This is a genomic window from Chryseobacterium indologenes (assembly GCA_016025055.1).
GTDB lineage: Bacteria > Bacteroidota > Bacteroidia > Flavobacteriales > Weeksellaceae > Chryseobacterium > Chryseobacterium indologenes.
In genome coordinates this window covers 1,431,642-1,449,932 of sequence record CP065590.1, presented here as the reverse complement: position 1 = coordinate 1,449,932, position 18,291 = coordinate 1,431,642, and the positions used below count along the sequence as shown (strand labels likewise).

The following is an 18,291-nucleotide window of genomic DNA, read 5'->3' as shown; positions in this document are numbered from 1 at the left end:
ATCATGATCAATATCCATAATTTATCCAAAACATACGGAGCTGCAACTGTTCTTAGTATCGATCACCTTGAAATTGCAAATGGTGAAACATTTGGCCTGGTAGGAAATAACGGGGCCGGTAAAACAACACTTTTCAGTTTAATGTTGGACCTGATTCAGGCTACTACCGGTTCAGTGAGTATTGACGGAATTGAAGTAAATAAATCAGAAGTTTGGAAAAATAAAGTCTCAGCTTTTGTAGATGACTCTTTCCTGATAGGATATCTCACTCCGGAAGAATATTTTTATTTTATCGGCGAACTAAGGGGACAGAATAAAGCGTCTGTTGATGAATTTCTAAAACCTTTTCATGATTTTTTTAATGGAGAAATCTTAAAATCAGGGAAGTACGTTCGCGACTTATCTAAAGGAAACCAGAAGAAAGTGGGAATTGTAGGTGCCATTATTGGCAACCCGGAAATTATTATCCTTGATGAGCCTTTTGCCAATCTGGATCCGTCTACGCAGATCAAACTTAAAAATTTAATCAAAGAATTGTCTAAGCAGGACGGCGTTACCTTTCTTATTTCAAGCCACGACTTGTCACATACTACGGAAGTCTGCAACAGGATTGTAGTAGTAAATAAAGGCAGGCTGGTAAAAGATATTCAGACCAATCCTGAAACCTTACAAGAACTTGAAAGTTACTTTTCAGAGCAGGTTTCATCCACGCAGGAGTGAAAAATTGATGCATCGTAAAAGGTCAGAAAATACATTTTCTGACCTTTACATTTTTTAGTCGCACATTCCAATCGGAAGCTGGCACATCACTGTTGTTGAGCAGGGATTTTCTACCTGCTCTTTGCAGCATGCATAATATCCGTTAAAAGCAACAAGATATTGCAACCTTCCTGAGCAGATTGATCCATTGGTTCCTCCAAGGACTTGTTGTAAGTCGTTTCGGTTTATTTTTTTCAAATTTTTCATAATCTTTTGGATTTAATTTTTAATTCTCTTAAGTTTTTACCTTCTCAGAAAGACTTTTCGGGTAAATGTTTTTTTATCTTTAGTTTGAAGATTAAGGATGTACACTCCATCAGGCAATGTTTGAGGTAATTCTATAATTTTTGATGTTAACCTGGTGCGGAATACTTCTGTTCCGAAAGTATTACTCACAAAAACTTCAGTATCTTCTAAAGAAATATTTCCTCCGAAGGTTATCAGTCCGGTAGTTGGGTTAGGAGATAAGGTTAGAATATCTTTCTACGAAAGTACAGATGACTGTGTTTTCTTTGATAATGATGTTAATGCAGTGGCTGCATGATGAGGAGCTATACCATACGAGTGGTAAAGCAGTCGGATTTCACTTTCACTGAGGGCTTTGTTATAGATAATCAGCTCATCAATATCTGCGCGGTCAAGAGCAATTTTGATTTTTTTATGGTTAATTCTTTTCTGTTGGGTCCATGCAGTACAATTACCATTCTCATCAGTAGAGCCACCTCCAGGAATTCCGTTTATATAGACACAGGCATTATCGAAGTCTGAATCATCTGCTTTTAAAACAAGTACGTAGTGAGCATATCCTCCTCGTTGGCTGATCTGTTCGCCCTCAAGTTCCTCACCGATCATAAGATTATTGGGAAACATATGGAACTTTTCACCAAAAGCCTCTAGTTTAAGATATGGCTGAGGTTTGGTAGGAGGAAGATATTCTCCTGGATTTTCCGGATCCGGAACAGGTGGATCACCCTCTCTTATATTGGCCCAGAATGAAATACTAATGTCTCCTGTGTAAAGATCTGGTGATATATCAGGGCTTTCAAGAATGTATGGAGTAGTTGTGGAAGTGAGTCCTTGTTGACACGCTATATTATTTTTGTATTCCGGGAAAACAAAAAGAGGCGGATTTAGACTGAATCCAAATTTTGTACTGTTGGTATTTCCATTAAAAGAAAAATAATAAAACGGATCAAACGGAACGCTTTTGCAGGCGCTTATATCGAGTTCTTCCTGATAGGCATAATAGATTTTCAAATCATCAACGTAATATCCGGTATTGCTATCATTGATACCGTGTAGTGTAAAATTGATTCCTTTATAAGGTATTGATGTTAAGATCTCCAATGTTCCCCGGTTGGGATTCTGAGGGTCTTTTTTTACTTCTGCTAAAATGAGCTCAGCATTTATATTGTCCTCAGTAACTGTTTTGATAAAGGCTCTTTCCTTTATAATCTGATCTATAGGTTTATTATCGCTGCCTACACCCACCACAAGTTTAGTAAAGGTGCGGGTGGTCGGGAAATAGAGTGTTTGTTGAATATTTCTGTGCTCTCCATAGGTACTTATAGTTAATTTTGAATAATCATTTTCATTAGAGCCCACCGCATTTTGTGGATTTTGAACACTACAGTTATTGCAGCCAGTGGATTCTTCTATATGGGTTTCGCTGTTTGCATAAATTCTGTTATCAAGCTGATAGGCATAATAAAGATTGAGCCCTCCGTTAAGGTTTAGGAGCCCTGCATTTAAACTTACTCTGATCCGGTCATAAGGTTTTGTAGTGGTAAACTCTATAGTTCCTTTACTCAAATTAGGGCCTGATAGTCCGATCGTAAGCATTTCATTATTGACGATCCTGTAATCATTGTTTGAGACGTTGCCGTTAAAAGTTTCCACCGATACCCCTGCCAGTAATTGTACCGATAAACCGGAAAGGTTGTTCCCTATACCTATTGCAACTTTTGTATGTGTTTTTACAGCTGGGAAAATAAGCATTTGCTCAATCCTGCCTGCTAATCCGAGCGGAATAATCAGGGAAGTATAATTGTTTTCATCAGGTCCCACAACATTTTGAGGGTTTTGAACGGAGCAGCCGGCACATACGCCGTAAATTTGGTTATTCTGGTTGCTGACGTATACTTTTTGTGAGTATAATAAATTGCTCATTATACTCATAATGAAAAACAGAAGCACAACCTTTCTAAAAAGGAACCATGGTAATAAATAAGTTTTCATATATTGGTAATTTGGTTCTTAGTTTTGATATAAATTTATAAATAATTTAATTATGTTGATTATTTTATTTTCTATATTATTATTTTTTAATAGATGTATTAATCAACAAAAAAAGAGATTGTCATAAAAACAATCTCTTTCTGTCATTTAATTCAGTATATCAAAATCATTTCAGACTTCCCACCATATCTTCAGGTTTTACCCATTCATCAAACTGCTCAGCGGTTAATAATCCAAGATTAACGGCTTCTTCCTTCAAAGTGGTTCCATTCTTATGGGCTGTTTTTGCAATTTTTGCAGCGTTTTCATATCCGATATGGGTATTTAATGCCGTTACAAGCATTAAGGATTTGTCAACCAGTTCTTTAATTCTTTCGTAGTTCGGCTCAATACCCACAGCACAATGATCATTGAACGAAATACACGCATCAGCTATAAGTTGTGCAGACTGAAGGAAATTGTACGCCATTACCGGCTTGAAAACATTCAGTTCATAATTTCCTTGCGTTCCTGCAAAAGAGATGGTGGTATCATTTCCTAAAACCTGGGCACAAACCATCGTCATCGCTTCATTCTGAGTAGGATTTACCTTTCCCGGCATAATAGAAGATCCCGGTTCATTTTCAGGAATGTGGATCTCTCCGATCCCGGAACGCGGTCCTGAGGCCAGGAGTCTAATATCCTGTGCGATTTTGAATAGAGAAACGGCAAGTTGCTTCAATGCACCGTGGCTTTCAACGATAGCATCATGAGCAGCCAAAGCTTCAAATTTATTTTCTGCAGTAATGAGCGGAAGATTGGTAAATCTGGCAATATACTCTGCTACTTTTACATCATAGCCATTTGGCGTATTGAGTCCTGTTCCTACGGCAGTTCCTCCTAAAGCAAGCTCAGAAAGATGAGGTAAAGTGTTTTTTAAAGCCCTCAAACCGAATTCCAGTTGAGCTACATATCCTGAAAATTCCTGTCCGAGAGTTAATGGAGTTGCATCCATCAGGTGTGTACGTCCTATTTTTACAACGTCCTTGAACGCTTTTGATTTTTCAGCCAGAGTATTTTTTAGCTTCTCCACAGCCGGAATTGTTATTTCAACTACCTTTTTATAAGCTGCAATATGCATAGCTGTTGGATAAGTGTCATTAGATGACTGAGATTTATTGACATCATCATTTGGATGTATTTCAGATTTCTCTCCTAACGTTCCTCCGTTATTCACATGAGCTCTGTTGGAAATCACTTCATTTACATTCATATTCGACTGAGTCCCGGATCCTGTCTGCCAGATTACCAGAGGAAACTGGTCGTTGAGTTTTCCATCCAGAATCTCATCACAAACTTTAGAAATCATATCTCTTTTTTCTGCAGGAAGCACCCCGAGGTCAGTGTTGGTATAAGCTGCCGCTTTTTTCAGATACGCAAATGCTTCTATAATTTCGTGCGGCATGGAACCTTCCGGTCCTATTTTGAAATTGTTTCTTGAACGCTCTGTCTGTGCGCCCCAAAGCTTATCTGCAGGTACCTGAACCTCACCCATGGTGTCTTTTTCTATTCTGTAATTCATTGTGGTTGAAATTTTTATAAAGTTACTGATAAACGAAATAATTTGCAATTTATAATCATTATAAATATCAATGGAAATGACTGATTTTACTCATATTTTTTTAATGGAAGCCGTATTTTTGCACAAACAAAAAATTGAATGGACTTTAGATATCAGGATCCGTATCCAATTCAGAAAGATGATACGGTGTATAAAAAGCTTACATCAGATTATGTAAAGGTTGAAAAACTGGGTGACAGAGAAATCTTAACCGTTGATCCGAAAGGATTGGAATTATTAGCTGAAGAAGCTATGGCAGACGTATCTTTCATGTTGCGCTCATCTCACTTGGAAAGCCTTAGAAGAATTATTGATGATCCTGAAGCTACCGATAACGACCGATTCGTTGCCTACAACTTATTACAAAATGCTGCAGTAGCTGCTGAAGGAGCACTTCCATCTTGCCAGGATACAGGAACTGCTATTGTCATGGGAAAGAAAGGTGAAAATGTATATACAGGAGTAGATGATGGCGAATTTTTAAGCCGTGGAATCTTCAATACATATCAGAAACGAAACCTTAGATATTCTCAGGTCGTTCCTTTAACAATGTTTGAAGAGAAAAACTCAGGATCAAACCTTCCGGCTCAGATTGATATCTATGCTAAAAAAGGAGATTACTATGAATTTTTATTCCTGACAAAAGGAGGAGGTTCTGCCAACAAAACCTTTTTATATCAAAAGACTAAATCGTTATTGAACGAAAAATCCCTTGAGGAATTCATCAAAGACAAAATTTCAGATCTTGGAACAGCAGCTTGTCCGCCTTATCACCTGGCCTTGGTAATCGGTGGAACCTCAGCAGAAGCAAACCTTGCTGCTGTAAAGAAAGCTTCCGCCAAATACTATGATAACCTTCCTACAGAAGGTAATGAAGCAGGACAGGCGTTCAGAGACCTGGAATGGGAAGCTAAAGTTCAGAAAATCTGTCAGGAAAGTGCCATTGGTGCTCAGTTCGGAGGTAAATATCTTACCCACGATGTGCGAGTGATCAGACTACCGCGTCACGCTGCATCTTGTCCTGTAGGAATGGGTGTTTCCTGTTCTGCAGATAGAAATATCAAAGGTAAAATAACAAAAGAAGGAATTTTCCTTGAGCAGCTGGAACAGGATCCGAAGAGATTCTTACCGGATACTCCGCCACACCTTGAAGAAGCAGTTGAAATCAATTTGAATAAGCCGATGCCTGAGATTCTGGCGGAGCTGTCAAAATATCCGATCAAAACAAGATTGAAATTAAACGGAACCCTTATCGTTGCAAGAGATATTGCGCATGCTAAGATTAAAGAAATCCTTGATAGCGGAAAACCGATGCCGGAGTATTTCAAAAATCATCCGATCTATTATGCCGGACCTGCAAAAACACCGGAAGGAATGGCTTCAGGAAGTTTCGGACCAACGACAGCCGGAAGAATGGATGTCTATGTGGATGAGTTCCAGAGTAATGGAGGAAGCATGATCATGCTTGCAAAAGGAAACAGAAGTAAAGATGTGACTGATGCTTGTCATAAATATGGCGGGTTTTATCTTGGATCAATCGGAGGGCCGGCTGCAATCCTTGCAAAAGATAATATTGTGTCCGTAGATGTTGTGGATTTCCCGGAATTAGGAATGGAAGCCGTAAGAAAAATTGAAGTAAAAGACTTCCCGGCATTCATTATAACTGACGATAAAGGAAACGATTTCTTTGCAGATCTTGCCCACTAAAAGATAAAAATGACGGATAGATAATAGTCGAAAAGATGACAGATAAACGATCTATTATCTATCAATCTATTTTCTCATCGTCTGAATATTAGTTTAAAATAAAAATAAATAAGAAAATAGAACCCTGATCTTTTGTGTAAAAAAGAAAAAAGTTCTATTTTTGCCTAAAATCTTTAAGAGAATGATAACGATTTTATCAGCATTTTGGCCGTTCTACCAGTTCCTTTGGACTGTATTTTTCATTACTATGTTTTTAGTAGGATTCTGGTGTATTTTTATGTTCTTCGGATTAGTTATCCCTATGTGGCTGACTGAAGGTTTGAAAGAGTACTTCGGAAAAGTGAAGCCTTTCGACCCTGAAGATATCAGAAGAAAGCTTATTACAGAGCAAGAAGGTGTAGAGGTTGTTTATAACCAGCCTAAAGGGAACGGACCTTTCATTCACGATCACGGACATCATCATTAATTGACTGTCATTGCTTTTTCACCTGAATTCTGAAAAAGTAATATCAAAGCAAAACAACATATATAAAACCGCTTAATTTTTTTAGGCGGTTTTTCTTATGTATTATTCCTGAGTTTTTCCGGAGATACCCCAAATTTCTTTTTAAATGCCCGGGTAAAATTTTGAAGATACTCATACCCGCATTCTATAGCTATTTCTTTAATCATAATTTCTTTGTCTGTAATCAGTTTCCTGGCTTTCAGCATGCGTAATTCTGAAATATAGTGGACCATAGTCGTATGATATTGTGTCTTAAATTCTTTTCTGATCCTGTTCTGACTGATTCCTACCAGCTCTGCGATTTCTTCAGCTTTTATATTTCTGTGATAATTTTCGTCAATAAATCTCTTAACAATTTCAGGGGTTTTAAAAGATGAGGTCATTGCCTTTTTTTTCACTGAACTGCTCAAAAATCAGGATGAGAAGCTTAATAACTTTAGCTTCCATAAATAATTTTTGCACTATTCCTTCCTTAGAATAATGGACCATCTCATTGATGATCATGTGCATCTCAACAGTCATATCCGGCGGTGTTCCTTTATGAAGAAAGATGAATTTATTATGGATCATTTTGTCCAGGATTTCGGCCCCTTCTCTATTGGATGCAGGATTGATCAGGTTGGTAATATGATGATAGCTGAGTCTTAGATGAAAATATTTTAAAGTTTCTTTTGCTTCCGGCCATATCAGTGTAGTATTTTCTTCTGATTCATGGTACAGGATGTATTGATTTTTCTTAAGTAAAAATACTCTGCTATCCTCATGAACCTTTAGATTCATATTGGAATGGAGGAGGAAAAACAAATTAAAACCTGATTGACTTTCAGTGGTAAAGGGTTTGGTAGTATTTTCAACCGCCGACACCTCCTTCATCATGATCTCCATATCCTTAGATTTAAATACGAATCCGTTTCTCATACAACCCATTTTTACAACCGTAATCGATAAACTCCGGACAGGATAACTAAAATTTGAAAATGATAACCTCCGGATCAAGAATGTACGGTACTTTTGCGCAAAATTAAATTAAATTTAGAATAAATAAAAATAATAGATATGCTTGAAAATTTATTTTTTGTGTTAAAAAAAATTGGCATCGGAGCATCCATCGCTTTCACAGGATATGTCTTGCATGCCCAGACTCTGCCGCAAAACTGTAATAATACCGATCCCGGAGGCAACAGTGGCGACTTAGGGTGTGTCACCTTTACCTATAGAGGGCAGCAGGTTGTCTATACTACCGTAAGAGGCGAGGATGGGAAAATATGGCTTCAGCAGAATCTTGGTAGTGATAAGGTGGCAACATCAGCTACGGATCAGGATTCTTACGGAGATCTTTTTCAGTGGGGCAGATGGGATGATGGCCACCAGTTGAGAAATTCTCCTGTTGTTTCACCGCCATCTCCCAATACTCCGTCAGGTATTACAACAGGATCCTATATTGCAGGCTCTCCTGCCTGGTGGTCAGGCTTCGCTGCTACTGATGAGTGGAGTGGGAAATCTAAAGAAGATGCCAGCGATTTTATAGGTGTAGACCCTTGTAAGGCAATAGCGGTTGACTGGAGAATGCCTTTACAGGCAGAGTGGGCATCGTTGGTGAGTGCCGCAAACATCACAAACCCGGCTACAGCTTACAACAGTCATCTGAAACTGCCGGCAGGAGGATACAGGGGATCTGGTAATGGGGATTTTACGTTTGTGGGACAAAGAGGATATTTCTGGAGCTCAGATACTTCCGGATCCGGCGGAAAATACCTTTACATAGGAGCAACTATTGCCAATCCTTCATCAGGAGGACCCAGGGGGCAGGGAGCTTCAGTAAGATGTATCAAAACGGTATCAGGTTTAGGTACTTCAGATACTCCATTAAAAAATATTCAAGTAGGCGTATCTCCCAATCCTACAAAGGGAATTCTTCTCATAAAAACCGACACAGCAATTGAAAATGTAAGTGCTGTCAATGCTGCCGGACAAAAATTAGACATAAAAATTTCAGATCATCGAATTGATATGTCTTCATTTCCTAACGGATTGTATATTCTGGAATTAAAGCTGAAAGGAGGGCAGTCTGTCTTTAAAAAAATCATAAAGGAATGATATTCTCAAACAAGCACTATTAATATTCTTGCCGGATCTTCGGTTAAAATATAGTTCATTACAATTACTTTATCAGAAGGCTCATGATATTTTCATGGGTCTTTTTTCCAATTAAAGAAAGTAAAGGAACCTTAGCATATAATTAAAGAAAGAATACAAAATATACGAAGTCTGAAAACTTCATTTTTTGCCTATTGAAAAAAATAGTCTACTTTTGCACTAGATTTATCAAGAAAGGTGGAGGGATTTGGCCCAATGAAACCTTAGCAACCTGCACGGTTCCAGAAGTGTAAAGGTGCTAATTCCAACCCGATGGGGGAGATAAGTGAAGTCAATATTCTTATATGAATTCCATTTCTTGAAGTCTTATGTATCTGCGGAAGGTTCCGTCAGAACGTTAGTATTTAATTGGCAAGAACAAAGATGAAAAAATTAAGCATCGCGGTATTACTGCTTGGGACCATAGGAGTCGCTGCCCAGGAGCAGGAGGAAAAAGGAAAACAAATCGAAGATATCATTATCGTTGGAAACCGTAATCTTAAAAGAACGAAACTGGAGACACCGATTCCGGTAGATGTGATCAGTATTGAAAAAATACAAAAAGCATCCCCACAGATCACCGTTCAGGATTTGATGAATTATCTGATTCCTTCATTTAATTCAGTAAGACAATCTGCTTCGGACGGTACGGAGCATATTGACCCTGTGACTTTGAGAGGCATGGGACCAGACCAGGTACTGGTATTGGTGAATGGAAAAAGGAGACATACCACATCTCTGGTAAATTATCAGAATACAGTAGGAAACGGGTCAGTGGGAACAGATTTAAGTACCATTCCGGTTATTGCCATCGATAGGATAGAAGTTCTGAGAGATGGAGCCGCAGCGCAATATGGATCAGATGCCATTGCCGGAGTAATCAATATTATTCTGAAAAAAAATCCTGGTGCTTCAGCCAGTATTACTTATGGTTTAAGTGGAAGGAATGACGGGGAGACTTACCAGGCAGGAGCGAATTATGGAACTTCTTTAGGAAAGAGGGACGGTTATATCAATCTTTCACTGCAGTTAAGTCACAGAGGGAAAACAACCAGAACACAGAACCATGATCTGATTATTTATGATCAATCGAACCTGAATATCGTCAATACTAATGGATCTATCAGTGCTAATGGGATTTCTTTGCCTGATGTTAGTCCGGTTGATACAGGGGTTTATAACAACTCTTTTGCCTACGATTTTGCGGAGACCGGAAGTCAGATTTCAAGAGCTTATGATGATGCCTTAATCGCAAAAAACGGATTGTCACGCAGTGATTTCAATTTTCAGATCGGAGATGCACAGATCAGACAGGGACAACTGTTTTTTAATGCTGAATATCCTTTTAGTGATCATTTTACATTATATTCTTTCGGAGGCTTTAGTGTTAAAGAAGGAAAAGGCTATGGCTTCAGAAGGCTTCCAAGTGAAACTTTTAATGTGGTTCCGTCGCTTTATCCCAATGGTTTTCAGGCGGTAGTAGGATCTCAGATTTATGATGTATCCTATGCCGTGGGTGCAAAATATGCCGTAAATAACTGGTTGATTGACCTGAGTAATACGTTAGGAAGTAATACCTTCAACTACAATATCAGCAATACCAACAATGCTTCGCTGGGAGCAAAATCTCCTACACGTTTTTATGCCGGGGCGCATGAATTTCTTCAGAATACCATTAATCTTGATGTTTCTAAAAGCATTAACCATTTTAACCTTGCCTTTGGAGGTGAATTCAGATTCGAGCAATACCAGATAAGGCAGGGAGATGAGGCGTCTTATGCACAATATGACACTAATGGAAATATTGTAACCCAAGGCTCAACGGTAATCGGAGCAGGAGGATCCCAGTCTTTCATCGGTTTTTCACCTAAAAATGCATTGAAAAAAGACAGGCACTCTACAGCGGTGTATGCTGATGTATCCTATGATTTTAATAAAAAACTGAATATTGATGCTGCTGCCAGATTTGAAAACTATTCCGATTTTGGAAATTCTTTAAATGGTAAGCTGGCAGTCCGCTATGAATTTGTAAAAAATTATGCTTTAAGAGCGGCTGTAGGAACAGGCTTCAGAGCACCTTCTCTTCAGCAGCAGTACTTTAATAATTCCTATGCCGATATTTCTACCTCCGGTTCAGGAATTGTGACGAAAGGGATCTTTAATAATGACAGTAAAGCTGCCCAGGTTATCGGATTTGATCAATTAAAGCAGGAAACATCTGTAAACGGAAGTGTGGGATTTACCCTGAAACCGGCTAAAGGATTGTTTATTACACTAGATGGATATTTCATCAAAGTGAAAGACAGAATTGTCATCACAAGCAATATTACCGATGCCAGACTATCAGATCCTGATATTGTAGGCAAAGGAAATGAAGTGGAAAGCGGAAGGTTTTTTACCAATGCCGTTGATACCGAAACCAAAGGACTTGATTTGGTCGTTTCCTATGACTGGAAGCTTGGAGGCGGTAACCTGAATATCAGCCTTGCCGGAAACTATACCGAAACAAAAATTACAGATTTCCATTTTCCGGAAAATCTCGGAACTCCACAAAACGAATTTTTTGGGCCCGATCAAATCAATATTATAGAATCCTTATCTCCTAAAACCAAAGCATCTTTAGGCTTAAACTATGGCATCGGGAAATTCAGTTTTCTCATAAGAAATACCTATTTTGGCAAAGTGATAAGAGATGGCTACCCCTTTGGAGGCGTTCAGGAATTTTCACCCAAAATCATTACAGACTTTAGTGTAGGATATGATATTACAAAAAATATCAATTTTACTGTAGGAGCCAATAACGTTTTTGATGTCTTTCCTGACCTTCAGATATATGAAAATTCCTATTATGGTGTGTTTAAATATGCTCCGGTTCAAATGGGAACTTTGGGAAGCTATTTCTTTGGAAGACTTAATTTTAACTTTTAATCATTACATGAGCACTGCTTCACATCAGATCGGCTGGAAAACAGCGGCAGCCATTGTTGTTTCCAACATGATCGGAACCGGTATTTTTACCACTCTTGGGTTTCAGTTATCGGATATTACCAACACGTACAGCATTTTTCTCTTGTGGATTATCGGAGGAATCCTGGCTTTATTCGGTGCATTTTGCTATGCCGAACTGGGATCTCATTTCAAAGGAAACGGTGGCGATTTTATTTACCTTAAAGAAACCTACCATCCGCTGTTCGGATATCTGATCAGCTGGATTTCTTTGATCATCGGATTTTCCTCACCCGTAGCACTCGCTGCGCTCGCGATGTCTAAATATCTTTCCGTGTTCGACTATTCATTTGGAAACGGATTTGCCATCGCTGCAATTTTTCTGGTCGCGATTACTTTGTCTTTTAGTTTAAAAACCTCCAGCAGATTTCATAATTTTTTTACTTTTATTAAAATAGCTTTCATTATTGTTCTGGTGATCGTGGGGGTGAGCCTTTCAGAATCACCGGAAATAGGAAACAGCTTAAATTTTAGTGATAGCTGGAAAAATGAAATCATGCTTCCTGCTTTTGCTACTTCTCTTGTTTTTGTAACCTATTCTTATACCGGCTGGAATTCGGCGTCATATATTGCAGGAGAGATTAAGGATGTTCAGAAAAACCTTCCAAAATCCCTGATTATAGGAACTGTTTTTGTCACGGTCAGCTATCTCTTGGTCAATTACATTATGCTGAAACATGCTCCGGTAAGTCAATTGGCCGGAAAAGAAGATGTCATGGGGGAAGCAGCTGTCAATATGCTGGGCACCAGTTTCGGGAAGATTGTTAATATTTTTATTGCACTACAGCTTATCGCCACCATCAGTGGTTATCTTTGGGTAGGTTCAAGATTGACACAGGCCTTTGCAAAAAGCACTTACCTATGGAAACCTCTTTCAGCATCCAATAAAAAAGGAATTCCGGTGAGAGCTATTTTTGCCCATGCGGTGATTGCCACGGTTATTATCCTAACGGGAAGTTTTAAAGAAATCTTTGTATACACGGCATTTATTCTGCAGTTGTTTGCCAGTCTTGCCATTTCAACGGTTTTTTTTCTGAAGAAAGAGCACAGAAGAATATTTAAATCCAATACTTTTTATATTTTTCCTACGGTTTTTTTACTCTTCAGCTTGTATATCCTTTATTTTACTTTCATCCATAATCCTAAAGAAAGCCTGATTGGACTCGGAATTATTGCGGTAGGAATTATTCTGTACTTAATCGACAGAAGACTGTCTGGAGGAGTGTAGAATGAGTCCTGAAAACATAAAATGATGAATACACAGATCTCTATGTTCATCTTTTTATGATTTTACCCCTAATGCTCAAAAAATTATGCTTTAATTTTGAATTAATAATCCTTATCTTTGCACCCACAAAATTTCCACAATGTCTAAATCATTAATTCCAAAATTAGAAGCTATAAAACAAAGATATAATGAGGTTGCAGACCTTATTATACAGCCTGATGTTATTTCAGACCAAAAAGATATTCTTCTTTGAACAAAGAATATAGTGATTTGGGAAAAATTGTTAGGGTTTATGATCAGTATAAAGGAGCTTTGGATTCCATTGCAGAATCAGATGAAATCATTGCAGATGGTTCAGACAGAGACCTTGTAGATCTGGCTAAAGAAGAAAAACTGGAAGCTCAATCTAAGATCCCGGGGTTAGAGGAAGAGCTTAAAGTATTGTTGATTCCTAAGGATCCTGCAGATGATAAAAACGTTATTGTGGAATTACGTGCCGGAACCGGAGGTGATGAAGCTGCTATTTTCGTAGAAGATATCTACAGAATGTATACCATGTATTTCAAAACGAAAGGATGGAGACATGAAGTAACCGATTCTAATGAAGCTGCAAAAGGCTACAAAGAATTGATTATGAAAGTGGAAGGAGAAGGAGTGTACGGAATCATGAAGTTCGAGTCAGGAGTTCACCGTGTACAACGTGTACCAGAAACAGAATCTCAGGGAAGAGTTCACACTTCTGCTATTACAATTGCAGTATTACCGGAAGCTGAAGAAGTAGACGTAGAGATCAACCCTGCCGATATTGAAATGCAGACTTCACGTTCAGGAGGTGCCGGTGGGCAGAACGTAAACAAGGTTGAAACGAAAGTTCAGCTTACGCACAAACCTTCAGGGCTTGTAGTCGTTTGTCAGCAGGCTCGTTCCCAGCTGGCTAACCGTGAATTGGCAATGGAAATGCTTCGTGCCAAGTTATACGATATCAAATTGCAGGAAGTTCAGGGAGATATCGCAGCCCAAAGAAAGACAATGGTTTCTACCGGAGACCGTTCTGCAAAGATCAAAACCTACAACTACCCTCAGGGTAGAGTAACGGATCACAGAATCAACAAATCAATGTATAATCTGGATGCTTACATGAATGGTGATATTTCTGAAATGATCGACGCGGTAATCATGGCAGAGAATGCAGAGAAAATGAAGGGAGAAGAAGAAAACTACTAAAAGTTTTAAAAATATAATAAAGCCTCTGATTTTTCGGAGGCTTTTCTTTTTCAAATCATGTAATAATATAAACTATGAAAAACTACAGAATTATTTTATTGGTATTTCTTACCATGATGGGACAGTATGTGTCAGCCCAGACAGAAGTGAAAAAACCTAAGGAGGCATTTGAACTCTTCTTTGGAACATTTGTAAATAATGATGAAACTTCTTTAAACAAGCTGAATGATTATTTAAGACCTACCGTAGAAGGGCAGAATGCTTATCAGGTAAACTTTAAAGAAAGCTCAGACGAGATGATGAAGTCAAGTGTGGAGAATTTCCTTGCTGCTTTTCCTAAAGCAACTGCTGCTGCCTGTAAAAAAGAAGCCGAAGACTATTTCAAAGGAATGCTGGGGAATTTTAAAACCGGAAAACTTACCGTAAAAAACGTAAAAGTTGTTCCTAATGAATATGTGGAAGATCAGAAAATTGCTGAAATCAGCTATTCAGTAAGCTTCCTGGTTCCTTCAAAACTTACACCTTCACCTGCAGGAGATCCCAAGAAAATAAAAGCAGATGATCTTAAAAAATATTTGGTTGGGGCCGCCCAGGATTTTAAAAATGCAGATAAAACGGTGACTACAGACCAGGAGTTTACCCTTTATGAGCTTAAAGAAGGAGATAAAATATACTATTGGAACGGAAGTCCGGACCAGATTGTCACCGATCTTACCGATTTTTATTTTGATAGCTTTGGAACGAAAGAATAATTGAAAATAAAATACATTAAAGTCCCGGTTTTCGGGACTTTTTTTATGTCATAGACTTTACGTATTTTTGAGAAAACCGTTTACTATGAATTTTAAACCTATGTTATTAACCGCTGGAGTTCTGTTTTCAGCGTCTTTTTATTCTCAAACAATGAATTATCCTAAAGCAGTAAAAGGAAGCCAGAATGATACGTATTTTGGAAGCACCGTGGCGGATCCTTTCAGAGATCTTGAAAACGACTCTGAAGCCACTAAGAAATGGGTAGATGAAGAAGTGGCGTACAGCCAGAATTACCTTGCAAAAATTCCATTCAGAGATAAAATTAAAAACCAGCTGAAAGAAATCTGGAATTATGAAAAGATTTCAGCCCCTTTTAAAGAAGGAGATTATACCTATTATTCTAAAAATGACGGTCTACAGGCCCAATCTGTATTATACAGAACCCATAATAAAACCAAAGCTACCGAAGTATTTTTAGATCCCAATAAATTCTCTGAAAAAGGAACAACATCGCTTTCTAATCTATCTTTCAATAAAAAAGGAAATCTGGCAGCTTACTCTATCTCAGAAGGAGGTAGCGACTGGAACAAGATCATTATCATTGATGCCATCACTAAAAAACAGATCGATGATACCTTGTTGGATGTAAAATTCAGCGGAATCTCATGGCAGGGTGACGAAGGATTCTATTACTCAAGCTATGACAAACCTAAAGAAGGGACAGTACTTTCCGGGATGACCGATAAGCATAAGGTATACTTCCATAAGCTGGGCACCAAACAATCTGAAGATAAACTGATCTTCGGAGGCGAAAAAACACCGAGAAGATACCTGGGAGCAAGTGTTTCCGAAGATCAGAGATATCTTATCATTTCTGCAGCCAATGCAACCAACGGAAATGAATTGTATATCAAAGATTTAAAGAAAGGTGGCGACTTCGTGCAAATTGTAAAAGGATTCGATATCAATGCCGGTATTGTTGATACAGAAGGAGATACCCTTTTCATTTCAACAGACAAAGATGCCCCGAATATGCGTCTTGTAAAAACGACTATCGCTAATCCGGCTCCAGAGACCTGGAAAGATGTGATCCCACAGACAGATAATGTGTTGGGGATTTCGTCAGGTGGTGGATATTTCTTTGCGACCTATATGGTGGATGCTATTGATCAGGTGAAGCAGTTTGATAAAACAGGAAAGCTGATCAGAGAAATTACGCTTCCGGGCAAAGGAAATATTTCAGGTTTCGGAGGAAAAGAAAAAGAAAAAGACGTTTATTACTCTTTCAGCAACTATATCACTCCGGGAACAACCTATAAATTCAACGTAGATTCCGGTACCTCTGAAGTATACCAGAAACCCAAAGTGAAATTTAATCCCGACGATTATGTTTCAGAACAGGTATTCTATACATCCAAAGACGGTACGAAAGTTCCGATGATGATCAACTACAAAAAAGGAACTAAGCTTAATGGTAAAAATCCTACGATCCTCTATTCTTACGGAGGCTTCAACATCAGCTTACAACCTTCTTTTTCAGTAGTCAATGCGATCTGGATGGAAAACGGTGGTATCTACGCCGTTCCGAACATCCGTGGTGGCGGTGAGTATGGTAAAAAATGGCATGATGCGGGCACAAAGCAACAGAAGAAAAATGTATTTGAAGACTTTATCGCAGCAGGTGAATATCTGCAAAGTAAAGGGTATACATCAAAAGAATATATGGCCCTTTCGGGAAGATCAAACGGAGGTTTATTGGTGGGAGCAACAATGACCATGCGTCCGGACCTTGCCAAAGTAGCTTTTCCGGGAGTTGGAGTTCTGGATATGTTGAGATACAATAAATTTACTGCCGGAGCGGGCTGGTCATATGATTACGGAACAGCAGAAGACAGCAAAGAAATGTTTGAATATCTTAAATCTTACTCTCCGGTACATAATGTAAAGCCGGGAACCTGCTATCCATCCACCATGATTATCACCAGCGACCATGATGACAGGGTAGTTCCCGCTCACTCATTCAAATTCGGTGCTGAGCTTCAGGAAAAACAGGCATGTAAAAATCCTATTTTATTAAGAATCGAGAAGAATGCAGGGCATGGAGCCGGAAGATCAACTGATCAGGTAATCGGTGAAAACGCGGATCTGCTTTCTTTTGCATTGTTTGAAATGGGTGTAAAGCTTTAATTCAGAACACTATAAAAATTAGTCTGATCAAGAAGGAAGACTGATAGATAAACATTGATCATATAAAACCCCCGGATGAAATTCATCCAGGGGTTTATTTATTAACACTGCATTGATTAATTCTTCGTAAACTTCGAGCTCAAAGTCCCGATCTTATAAATATATATTCCCTTTGGAAGGCTTTCTACATCAACTGAAATCTTACCTTCTGAAGCTGAAAAAGATTGGTTGAGAACCAATTTTCCGGTGACATCAAAAACCTCAATTTTATTCGCACCACTTCCGGGATTTACAACATTTAGTATTTTATTAGTAGGAATAGGAAATGCAGATAATTGACTCCCAGCCTGAATTTCTTTAGCTGTCAAAACCGAAGTTGGTAAAGAATAAACTTCGGTGAGTGGAATACTGCTATTATTGAAAGCTGTCCCACTATGAACTATTAACTTATTTGTATTCGTTGCACCATCATGAAAAACGTTAAAGCCTCCATCGTACAATTTATTGGGATCTGTATGGAAATCCTTGATCAATGTTCCATCTTCATTAATTAATATTAGTTTATAGGAAGTATAAGTATCATTAGAAATGCTTACCATAAACTCAAATTTACTGTCAGTATTAAATATATTTTTTGATATTGAAAATGCTTCGCCATAAAAATCTAACCGATTAAAACCTGCTGGCATTGGAACGGTTACTGTCTTATAAAGTGTATAGCTCGAATTGTAAACCTTTAGTTTATGATCAGTGGTCTTTGAAACGTAAAATGTTTCTGTGGGGCTGGAATAAACGAAAGCATCTTCATTGGTGAACGAATGTTCTAGAGTTAATTGTGCAAAAGCAAAGTTTGCAGCCATTAATGCGACAGCAGAAAATAGTAATTTTTTCATGGTTTTTAGTTTATAGTTTGCAGTGACAAAGGTACTGAAATTTATATTGTAAATA

Annotated in this window: 15 protein-coding genes, 1 pseudogene and 1 riboswitch; of the genes and pseudogenes, 9 read left to right on the top strand and 7 right to left on the bottom strand. The window is 38.3% G+C overall.

Annotated features, from left to right (window positions below; translation table 11 throughout):
* The first annotated feature begins 3 nt into the window (after positions 1–3).
* Positions 4–720, top strand: a complete 717-nt coding sequence (locus H3Z85_06425; protein ID QPQ53024.1) for an ABC transporter ATP-binding protein — start codon at positions 4–6, stop codon at positions 718–720.
* Positions 721–774: 54 nt separating this feature from the next.
* On the opposite strand, the gene H3Z85_06420 is transcribed toward H3Z85_06425, so the two are convergent.
* The 4 genes from H3Z85_06420 to fumC all read right to left on the bottom strand — a co-directional run bounded on the left by H3Z85_06420 (position 775) and on the right by fumC (position 4,558).
* Positions 775–966, bottom strand: a complete 192-nt coding sequence (locus H3Z85_06420) for a hypothetical protein (protein QPQ53023.1) — start codon at positions 964–966, stop codon at positions 775–777.
* A gap of 36 nt (positions 967–1,002) precedes the next feature.
* Complete coding sequence (locus H3Z85_06415; protein ID QPQ53847.1) at positions 1,003–1,236, bottom strand: T9SS type A sorting domain-containing protein; 234 nt, start codon at positions 1,234–1,236, stop codon at positions 1,003–1,005.
* Positions 1,237–1,242: 6 nt separating this feature from the next.
* The gene (locus H3Z85_06410; GenBank protein ID QPQ53022.1) at positions 1,243–2,997 is read right to left on the bottom strand and encodes a hypothetical protein; all 1,755 of its coding nucleotides are present in this window, start codon (positions 2,995–2,997) and stop codon (positions 1,243–1,245) included.
* Positions 2,998–3,163: 166 nt separating this feature from the next.
* Entirely contained in the window at positions 3,164–4,558 is a 1,395-nt protein-coding gene (fumC, locus tag H3Z85_06405) for a class II fumarate hydratase (GenBank protein QPQ53021.1), read from the bottom strand.
* 138 nt (positions 4,559–4,696) lie between these two features.
* Here fumC and H3Z85_06400 point away from each other — a divergent pair, with 138 nt between their 5' ends.
* Together H3Z85_06400 and H3Z85_06395 are read left to right on the top strand one after the other, a co-directional pair.
* Complete coding sequence (locus H3Z85_06400; protein QPQ53020.1) at positions 4,697–6,304, top strand: fumarate hydratase; 1,608 nt, start codon at positions 4,697–4,699, stop codon at positions 6,302–6,304.
* Between the two features lie 181 nt (positions 6,305–6,485).
* A complete protein-coding gene (locus H3Z85_06395; protein ID QPQ53019.1) occupies positions 6,486–6,770 on the top strand; it encodes a hypothetical protein in 285 nt (94 codons plus the stop codon).
* 95 nt (positions 6,771–6,865) lie between these two features.
* Here the strand turns inward: H3Z85_06395 and H3Z85_06390 are convergent, their stop codons facing one another.
* Both H3Z85_06390 and H3Z85_06385 read right to left on the bottom strand, forming a co-directional pair.
* Positions 6,866–7,192 (bottom strand): helix-turn-helix transcriptional regulator, encoded by a 327-nt coding sequence (locus H3Z85_06390; GenBank protein QPQ53018.1) that lies wholly within the window; start codon positions 7,190–7,192, stop codon positions 6,866–6,868.
* Positions 7,176–7,727 carry a hypothetical protein gene (locus H3Z85_06385; protein ID QPQ53017.1) on the bottom strand — a complete coding sequence of 184 codons (552 nt, stop codon included), beginning with the start codon at positions 7,725–7,727 and terminating at the stop codon, positions 7,176–7,178. The genes H3Z85_06390 and H3Z85_06385 overlap by 17 nt, the downstream gene beginning before the upstream one ends.
* A gap of 159 nt (positions 7,728–7,886) precedes the next feature.
* Here H3Z85_06385 and H3Z85_06380 point away from each other — a divergent pair, with 159 nt between their 5' ends.
* The 6 genes and pseudogenes from H3Z85_06380 (at position 7,887) to H3Z85_06355 (ending at position 17,343) form a co-directional block, all read left to right on the top strand.
* On the top strand, positions 7,887–8,906 hold the full coding sequence (locus tag H3Z85_06380; GenBank protein ID QPQ53016.1) for a T9SS type A sorting domain-containing protein: 1,020 nt from the start codon (positions 7,887–7,889) through the stop codon (positions 8,904–8,906).
* Between the two features lie 222 nt (positions 8,907–9,128).
* Positions 9,129–9,234, top strand: a riboswitch (SAM riboswitch).
* Positions 9,235–9,329: 95 nt separating this feature from the next.
* The gene (locus tag H3Z85_06375; GenBank protein ID QPQ53015.1) at positions 9,330–11,873 is read left to right on the top strand and encodes a TonB-dependent receptor; all 2,544 of its coding nucleotides are present in this window, start codon (positions 9,330–9,332) and stop codon (positions 11,871–11,873) included.
* A gap of 7 nt (positions 11,874–11,880) precedes the next feature.
* The gene (locus tag H3Z85_06370; GenBank protein ID QPQ53014.1) at positions 11,881–13,179 is read left to right on the top strand and encodes an amino acid permease; all 1,299 of its coding nucleotides are present in this window, start codon (positions 11,881–11,883) and stop codon (positions 13,177–13,179) included.
* A 139-nt stretch (positions 13,180–13,318) separates the two neighbouring features.
* A pseudogene (prfA, locus tag H3Z85_06365) lies at positions 13,319–14,403 on the top strand (peptide chain release factor 1).
* Between the two features lie 74 nt (positions 14,404–14,477).
* Positions 14,478–15,155, top strand: coding sequence for a hypothetical protein (locus H3Z85_06360; protein QPQ53013.1), 678 nt, complete (start codon positions 14,478–14,480; stop codon positions 15,153–15,155).
* An 85-nt stretch (positions 15,156–15,240) separates the two neighbouring features.
* Entirely contained in the window at positions 15,241–17,343 is a 2,103-nt protein-coding gene (locus H3Z85_06355; GenBank protein ID QPQ53012.1) for a S9 family peptidase, read from the top strand.
* Positions 17,344–17,459: 116 nt separating this feature from the next.
* Here the strand turns inward: H3Z85_06355 and H3Z85_06350 are convergent, their stop codons facing one another.
* On the bottom strand, positions 17,460–18,236 hold the full coding sequence (locus H3Z85_06350; GenBank protein QPQ53011.1) for a T9SS type A sorting domain-containing protein: 777 nt from the start codon (positions 18,234–18,236) through the stop codon (positions 17,460–17,462).
* Between the last annotated feature and the right edge of the window lie 55 nt (positions 18,237–18,291).